Source organism: Hydrogenivirga sp. (assembly GCF_056450045.1).
The window spans coordinates 1-7,708 of sequence record NZ_JBWONM010000193.1; the positions used below are offsets into that span (position 1 = coordinate 1).

The 7,708-nt window shown below is 48.1% G+C and carries 11 protein-coding genes; 9 read left to right on the forward strand and 2 right to left on the reverse strand.

The features are described from left to right. The 3 genes from AC1HCM_RS07965 to AC1HCM_RS07975 all read left to right on the forward strand — a co-directional run. On the forward strand, nt 1–1,735 hold a 1,735-nt coding region (locus AC1HCM_RS07965), incomplete at its 5' end, for a hypothetical protein (protein WP_479461237.1). A gap of 85 nt (nt 1,736–1,820) precedes the next feature. Continuing rightward, nucleotides 1,821–2,735 (forward strand): LysR substrate-binding domain-containing protein, encoded by a 915-nt coding sequence (locus AC1HCM_RS07970; protein WP_479461238.1) that lies wholly within the window; start codon nt 1,821–1,823, stop codon nt 2,733–2,735. A 1-nt stretch (nt 2,736) separates the two neighbouring features. Beyond that, a complete protein-coding gene (locus tag AC1HCM_RS07975; RefSeq protein WP_479461239.1) occupies nt 2,737–3,438 on the forward strand; it encodes an HAD family hydrolase in 702 nt (233 codons plus the stop codon). Here AC1HCM_RS07975 and AC1HCM_RS07980 read toward each other — a convergent pair. Together AC1HCM_RS07980 and AC1HCM_RS07985 are read right to left on the reverse strand one after the other, a co-directional pair. Next, nucleotides 3,374–3,553 (reverse strand): Trm112 family protein, encoded by a 180-nt coding sequence (locus AC1HCM_RS07980; RefSeq protein ID WP_479461240.1) that lies wholly within the window; start codon nt 3,551–3,553, stop codon nt 3,374–3,376. The genes AC1HCM_RS07975 and AC1HCM_RS07980 overlap by 65 nt on opposite strands. Beyond that, on the reverse strand, nt 3,553–3,966 hold the full coding sequence (locus tag AC1HCM_RS07985; protein WP_479461241.1) for a hypothetical protein: 414 nt from the start codon (nt 3,964–3,966) through the stop codon (nt 3,553–3,555). Before AC1HCM_RS07985 ends, AC1HCM_RS07980 begins: the two co-directional genes overlap by 1 nt. 39 nt (nt 3,967–4,005) lie before the next feature. Here AC1HCM_RS07985 and AC1HCM_RS07990 point away from each other — a divergent pair, with 39 nt between their 5' ends. The 6 genes from AC1HCM_RS07990 to AC1HCM_RS08015 all read left to right on the forward strand — a co-directional run bounded on the left by AC1HCM_RS07990 (nt 4,006) and on the right by AC1HCM_RS08015 (nt 7,650). Continuing rightward, nucleotides 4,006–4,269 (forward strand): acylphosphatase, encoded by a 264-nt coding sequence (locus tag AC1HCM_RS07990; RefSeq protein WP_479461242.1) that lies wholly within the window; start codon nt 4,006–4,008, stop codon nt 4,267–4,269. Next, complete coding sequence (locus AC1HCM_RS07995) at nt 4,247–5,221, forward strand: murein hydrolase activator EnvC family protein (RefSeq protein ID WP_479461243.1); 975 nt, start codon at nt 4,247–4,249, stop codon at nt 5,219–5,221. Before AC1HCM_RS07990 ends, AC1HCM_RS07995 begins: the two co-directional genes overlap by 23 nt. Nucleotides 5,222–5,252: 31 nt before the next feature. After that, nucleotides 5,253–5,687, forward strand: coding sequence for a 50S ribosomal protein L13 (rplM, locus tag AC1HCM_RS08000; RefSeq protein WP_479461244.1), 435 nt, complete (start codon nt 5,253–5,255; stop codon nt 5,685–5,687). Then, nucleotides 5,684–6,124, forward strand: coding sequence for a 30S ribosomal protein S9 (rpsI, locus tag AC1HCM_RS08005; protein WP_479461245.1), 441 nt, complete (start codon nt 5,684–5,686; stop codon nt 6,122–6,124). Before rplM ends, rpsI begins: the two co-directional genes overlap by 4 nt. Continuing rightward, nucleotides 6,109–7,128: an N-acetyl-gamma-glutamyl-phosphate reductase gene (argC, locus tag AC1HCM_RS08010; protein ID WP_479461246.1), complete on the forward strand. Its 1,020-nt coding sequence runs from the start codon at nt 6,109–6,111 to the stop codon at nt 7,126–7,128. The genes rpsI and argC overlap by 16 nt, the downstream gene beginning before the upstream one ends. Nucleotides 7,129–7,239: 111 nt before the next feature. After that, nucleotides 7,240–7,650 carry a thioredoxin family protein gene (locus AC1HCM_RS08015; protein WP_479461247.1) on the forward strand — a complete coding sequence of 137 codons (411 nt, stop codon included), beginning with the start codon at nt 7,240–7,242 and terminating at the stop codon, nt 7,648–7,650. Nucleotides 7,651–7,708 lie beyond the last annotated feature (58 nt).

The following is a 7,708-nucleotide window of genomic DNA, read 5'->3' on the forward strand; positions in this document are numbered from 1 at the left end:
TCTTATTTCAATTTCATTTATAACCATACTGTCCTGCGGTATAGGGGGTAGTAATTCCAGTAGTTCAGAATCTACGGATAGTGTGCCAATATCTCCCTCATCTGGTGTGGCAAATATAAAACAGACTGTTTACACTTTTCCAGGTATAACACAAAGTCAATCATTAAGCATCAAACAGGTAGAAGGTATATATACAGGCGTGGGTTTCATTGAGATTGACACCAGTAAGCTTATCAATATGAATTTAGGCACCGTTGTATTCATAAATGTGTTTGTAGACAACCTGGGTTGGGTAATAGAAAATCAACTGCTTCCTCTTGAACAGCCCATGGGACTTTTGGGTATAGAATTTGCTATGCATCAGGACCCTCTATACAACAGCAAGATTGACAAAATTAAGGCTAAAGTATTAGTGACATCTCAGCCTCTTAGTGAATTTAATCCAAGTGCACTGGATGAATGGGTTGTAACTGAACGGCAATACAATGCTGAAGGTTTTGGAGACTCTGAGGCTACAGGACCTCCACTTGAGATAGTAAGCTCTGCTGCGCAGAAACTTATCTCTTATGAAATAAATGTAGATAATTTAGTGTCCGAAATGCAAAATCTTGCTCAAAATGCTGGTAAAAATAGAGTCCGTTTTGGAGAACTAACAGGAGACAATTTTAAGTTTGCTTACTGTTTTCAGGTGGATGCACATAAATACAACATTCAAGCAGCAAGGAATCAATGTGCGCCAGCTGGAGTTGCCAACAGTTTGGCATGGCTGAAGGACAAATGGGGCACTAATGTTCCGCATGAGCATAAAGCTGGACTTAGAGGTGATAACACTTTGGTTGGTAAATTAGGTGATGCAATGGAGAGGCAAATAGCGCTTGATAGAAACAGAAGAGTGGGTAACGGAGTACCACCTGCAAAATTGATTAATGGCAAGCTTAAATATATTCGCAATAATAACATATGTTTAGTAGTAAAGCACCAAACAACACATAAGGAGATACAGAACGATGTTACTTATCAAAACCTCACATCTAAGTATAAAGGAACACCTACTTTTGAATTTATCTGCAAGGAGATATGCAAAGGACAAGATGTTGAGTTAGGCTTCAAGTATGCATCAGGGGGAGGGCATATAGTTAAAGCTAATATGTGTGCGGTTAGCGTTGTAAATGGCAAGAAAAAATTTGAGGTTGGTTTCTTTCACGATGAAGATCAATCTGATGATACTAAAGGAACTGTAGGAGGCGTACTACATCTATCTACACCTAACAACAGTGGTATACCTGTAGAAATTCAAAAAAACATCACAAATGGAAAACTCATTAAGGGCACTATTAAGCTTGTGATTACTGAATCACCTCCAGCAGCTGAAGGTAAGACAGTAAAAGAAGCATGCTCATGGCTTCCACAAGATGATACAGGAAACCCTAAAAACGTCTCAGAAAAGTGTTCTGGTGTAGAACATGACATAGGTTTTAGCAGAATATGGGTTTGCTTAAATGGACAGTTTGAGCCTGGAGAATATATATCTCTTGAATTCCCAGGAACCAATCCGGGCTCATGGAGCTACGAAATAACAGAGGCTTCTCAATGTATTTGTAGTAGCTATCAGGAAATAACAAGCTATGGAACTTACAGCTACTCGGGAGTATATGTCACTACCGACGGAAATGAACAATCATTATCTGGTCAGATACAAGTTGATTCTTCATCAAGACCTTGCTCATGTCCTTAACTATCTGGGGGACCGTATCCCGGTCCCCGATTTAATAAACTTATACTTGCAATAAGAAGAGCTTATACTATAATTAAAGTTTGAAATGATTGATATCTCCAAACTAAAGACCTTCGTGACGGTAGCAGACTTGGGGAGCTTCTCAAAAGCCTCTGAGATACTTTACATAACCCAGCCGGCGGTCACCCAGCAGATAAAGGCTCTGGAGAAGACAATAGGAGCGAAGCTCTTCCAGAGGCAGGGAGGTAAGATGTGCCTCACGGAGGAGGGCAAGAGGATATACGAGATAGCAAAGATACTCCTCGGGAGCTACGAAGGTCTCATGGAGGAGATAGCAAAGATAAAGAAGGACCTCAAGGATACCCTATTCCTCGGAGTCAGCGCGACCCTCAGCGAGTTCATAGTCCCTTCCCTAATAGCGGAGTTCCACCGGGAGTTTCCGAGTGCGACGGTAAAGGTGTTTACGGGAAACTCCCACGACGTTGAAGAGGGACTTCTCTCTGGAGTCCTGAACCTCGGAATCATAGAGAGGGAGGCTTCCAACAAGTTCGTGAGCGTGCCCTGGCTTGAGGACGAGATAGTCTTCTTCACCTATCCCGACAACCCGATAGCGGATGCGGGGGAGATAGAACCCGAAGAGCTCTACAACATAGACCTCGTCATGAGGGAGATGAACTCCGGGACGAGGAAGATAGTAAGAGAAGCCCTTGAGAAGCTCGGCATAGTCTTTGAGAGGTTGAACATAAAGATAGAGGCTAACAGCAGCAGAACAATAATACACATAGTTAAGGGAGGCTACGGAGCTTCTTTCCTCTCAAGGGGTCTAATCCTTAGGGAGATTGAGATGGGCTCCTTAGTTCCCGTGAAGATAAGGGGCTTTAAGATAAAGAGACGTTTCAACATAATATACCCGAAGACATCAAACGTCACGTTCCTTGCAAGCAACTTCGTGAAGTTTATCCTTTCCAAGACCCAGGAGAACGTTCCAGAGAGAGTTTAAGATGAAGGCGATAATCTTTGACGTTGACGGCGTTATAGTTGATGTCCGCGAGAGCTACCACTACGCCATAAAGGAGACGGCAGAGCTTTTTCTTAATAGGGAGGTACCGCTTTCAGCGGTGAAGGAGATAAAGTTCTCCAAGTCTATAAACAACGACTGGGACGCAACCTACGAGGTAATAAAGGAGTTTGGGGGAGAGGCGGACTACGGGGAGCTCGTTGAGAGGTTCACCGAGATATACAACAGGCTCAAGGACAGGGAGAAGCAGATACTCCCGGCGGAGCTATTCAGGGAGCTAAAGGAAAGGGAAGTTCCCTTGGGTATAGTTACGGGAAGACCAAAGGAGGACCTTGAGTTCGTTCTTGAAAGGTTCGGACTTAGGGATTTCTTTGATGTTACGGTGGATGAGGACGACGTTGCTGACAAAGATCTCAGGAAGCCCCACCCTTACCCGTTGCACCTGTGCATGGAGCTCCTCGGAGCTGAAGAGGGGGTGTATGTAGGAGACAACAACGCCGACAGGGAGATGGTTTACTTCTACAGGAAGATGTACGGCAAGCCCGCTAAGTTCGTCCACTTCAAGAAAGTGGTTGAGCTTGACATACCGGCGGACTTCTCAACCGAGAGCGAGGAGGAGCTCAGGAGCTTTCTCCTTCAAGAGGCTTCCCAGAGTCGGGGAGGAGAACGGGTATCCCTTCCCTGACCTCATAGTAAACCCTGCACCTCTCACAGATAAGCCTCTCCTTCTTGGAATCGTACACAAGCTCTCCCTTGCAGAGGGGACAGGCTAATATTTCAAGGAGCCTCTCATCAAGCATCAGGAAGACTCCTTTATATACTCCCAGAGTTCGTTCATGAACCTCTTGAACTCCCCGAGGTTCTTGCTACCGAGCTTCTTTCCGAGCTCACCTTCGTCAAAGACAAGCTCACCGCTGACGGGAGCGTAGTCAACGTACTGAAGGTCAGCTATCTGGAGGTCAAAGACACACATATACTGCTGAGCCTCCTTCTTAAAGAAGACAAACTCAGCCTCGTAGGGTTCAGAGACCTTAGTATCCCACTGAAAGGAACCCCCAAAGGGGTTGAGCCAGTACTGCTCATTCTCAGCCATGCACAGCTCAGCCCTCTTGACCGACATTATGTCGTACATGAGCTCTCCGTCAGGAGTCATCACAGCCCACACCTTATCGTTCTTAAGGGGGTTGAGGAGAAAGACCACTCTACCATTCATACACTTTAACCTCCTGTTAATATTATAAGGAACATGAGGATGCGCATATTCGTGTCAGGGGTGGTCCAAGGGGTGGGCTTCAGAGCTTACACCAAGAGGGTTGCCGACAGCTACGGTGTATCCGGCTGGGTGAGGAACCTTCCCGACGGCAGGGTTGAAATCTTGGCTCAAGGGGACGAAGAAGTTTTATGTCACTTCATAAAGGAGGTTTGGAGAGGTCCGAGACTCTCAGAGGTGGAGAAGATTGAGATACACAAGGAGGAACCCGATGAGCCTCTTCATGGCTTTGATATTAGGTATTAGCCTCCTGGTCGGTGATTCCTTCGCTGCAAAGTGCAGGCTCTACCACAAGGTCAGACCGGGAGACAGCCTCTGGAAGGTTGCGGACAGGTACAATATGTACATAAAGGACATCCTGAGGGCTAACCCAAAGCTCAAGAAGAGGAAGTTCCTCAGGGTAGGGCAGAGGATATGCATACCCTACAAAAAGAAAAGTGTAAAGAGGAAGGCAAAGAATAAGGGATACCTTATATACAAGGTAAGGAGGGGGGACAGCCTCCGGAAGATAGCCAAGAAGTTCGGGGTGAGCTGGAGAGAAATAAAGAGAGCTAACAACCTGAGAGGCAACATAATAAGGGTGGGGCAGAGGCTAAAGATACCCAAAAAAGGCAGGGTTGCTAAGAGGCACCAGCGCAGTTACAGAAAGAGGGGGGTGGTCTACATAAAGTACAGGGTAAGGAGAGGTGACAGCCTCCAGAAGATAGCCAAGAAGTTCGGGGTGAGCTGGAGGGAAATAAAGAGAGCGAACAACCTGAGAGGCAACATAATAAGGATAGGTCAGCTCATAAAGGTTCCAGTTCCCAAGAGAGCCTTTGAGAGGAGGTACATAGACAAACCGAAGATAGCCCTTTCCTTCTTCCCCGTAGATGGGAAGGTGGAGAAGGCGAGCAGGGGCGTTGATATATACACATCCTGCGGGGACAAGGTCAGGGCGGTTGAGGGAGGAAGGGTTATATACAGCGGGGACGACCTCACTACCTACGGGAACATGGTCATAGTTGAGCATCCAGGGTATCTCTCCATCTACGCCTACAATATGCAGAACCTCGTTGAGAGGGGGGACAGGGTTTCAAAGGGAGAGGTTATAGGTAAGGTAGGGCTGAAGCCCGGCTCTGGTAGGTGTGCTCTCCACTTTGAGATAAGGTCCAAGGACGGCTCCGTCCTCAACCCCCTTGAATATATAGGCAAAAAGTAATACAATATTGGTTTCCTGAAAGGAGTGTGAGATGAAGACATACAGGGTAAAGCCCGAAGAGGTTCAGAGGAAGTGGTACATCGTGGACGCAGAGGGTAAGGTCCTTGGCAGGCTTGCGAGCGAGATAGCCAAGGTGCTCAGGGGAAAGCACAAGCCCTACTACCAGCCCGACGTTGACTGCGGGGACTTTGTGATAGTTATCAACGCAGACAAGATAAAGGTTACAGGTAAAAAGCTTGAGCAGAAGAAGTACTACAGACACTCCAACTACCCTGGAGGTTTAAAGGAGAGAACCCTGGGCTGGATGCTTGAGAACAAGCCCGAAGAGGTTATAAGGCTTGCAGTCAAGAGGATGCTTCCCAAGAACAGGCTCGGACACAGGATGATAAAGAAGCTGAAGGTTTACAGGGGAAGCGAGCACCCCCATCAGGCACAGAAGCCGGAGCCACTGGAGGTTAGAGCATGAGCAAACTCAAGGACTTTAAGATAACCCCCGAGAACTCCCACTACGGAACGGGAAGGAGAAAGGAGTCCATAGCGCGGGTGTGGATACTCAAGGACCACCCCGATAGGTTCATAGTCAGGGTTGATGAAACGGGAAAGGAGTATGACCTCAGAGAGTACGTCCAGAGGGAGACCCTCTATCAGAAGGTGATGCTTCCCTTCAAGGTCAGCGGGACCGAAGGGAAGTTCGGGATATACGCAACCGTCAGGGGCGGAGGAATCTCAGGACAGGCGGAGGCTATAATGTACGGGGTGGCAAAGGCGCTCCTGTCCCACAACCCAGACCTCAGACCATCCCTAAAGAAGGCCGGGCTACTCACAAGGGACGCGAGGGAGAAGGAAAGGAAGAAGTACGCTCAGATGGGTGCAAGGGCTAAGTACAGGTGGAGCAAGCGTTAAAGGTTTGCATTTACGGTGCCACAGGCTACACAGCCTCGGAGCTTATCAGAGCCCTCTCCCAGCACCCGGCGGTTGAGATAACCTCCCTCGTCTCATCATCAACAGCGGGGAAGAAGGTCAGAGAGGTTCTTCCCCATCTCTCACCCGTACTTGGGGAACGCACGCTCGTTCCAGAACCAGAAGGAGACTACGACTTAGCCTTTCTCTGCCTTCCCCACGAAGCCTCAATGGAGCTCGTCCCAAGGCTCCTTGAAGAGGGCAGGAAGGTTGTTGACCTCTCAGGCGCCTACAGGATAAGGGATGTCCAGAGCTACGAGCACTTCTACGGCTTTAATCACACCCACCCCGAGCTCCTCTCCCAGGCTATCTATGGTCTGCCGGAGCTCTTCAGAGAAGAGATAAAGAAGGCAAGGCTCGTAGCGAACCCCGGGTGCTACCCTACCGCAACTCTCTTAGCCCTCTACCCCCTTCTGAAGGAAGGTATAGAGTTTGACGAGGTTATAGTTCACGCCCTTTCGGGCGTTTCCGGAGCCGGTAGGAAGACGCGCCAGCACTTCCACTTTCCCGAGATGGAAGAGAGCTTCTTCGCCTACTCGGTTGAGAAGCACAGGCACACGCCGGAGATGGAGGATGCGGTCAGGAGACTGACGGGCAGGGGACTGAAGATAAGATTCACGCCCGTTGTAGTTCCAGCCTCAAGGGGCATGCTCTCAACCCTTTACATCAAAATGCCACCTGTAGATCTGAGGGAGATCTTCTCGGAGACCTACAAGGGAGAGGAGTTCGTTCACGTAGTGGAAGACCCCCCAAAGACGAAGTGGGTTCTCGGAACCAACCTCTGCCTCATATACCCCTCTTACGATGAGAGAACATCAACCGCGGTGATAGTATCGGCGATAGACAACCTCGGCAAGGGTGCCTCCCTGCAGGCTGTCCAGAACATGAACCTTATCTCAGGTCTTGAAGAGGGTCTCTCCCTTCCAAAGGTTCCCCTCTTTCCATAATGGGTTTCTTATATTCTTATATAAGAATTATTTTAAATTAGACTTGGTTATTAACTCATAAGAAACAATTAAGATTTAAGGGAAAGCCAATACTCTAAATTATTTACTGCAATGCTGAAGCTTGCGATGCTTGTCCTGATTGCCTTTTCCTCAATCACCCTCTCCCAGAGCTGGGTCACGGATTTCAGAAAGGGGGTTGAGCTGGCAAGGGCTCAGAACAAGGAGGTCCTCCTCTACTTCTACGGTGAGCACTGTCCTTACTGCCTGCAGATGGAGGAGTTCGTCCTTGGGGACCCGGAGGTTGACAGCTACATAAGGAAGAGATTCGTTGTGGTGAGCATCAACGCCTCCGAATCGCAGGAGCTTGACAGGAAGTTCGGGGTCCTTGGAACTCCCTACTTTGTTGTATACGATCCTCAGAGTGATAAAATACTTTACAGAATATTCGGAAGTAGGGAGAGGGATGACTTTCTCAACCTGCTCTTTAAGGCTTGCAAGAAATCAAACCTAAGGAGGTGTTAGAGATGATTACAAGGAGGGACCTTTTCAAGGTCGCAGGAGTGGGAGCGGTGGCACTTAC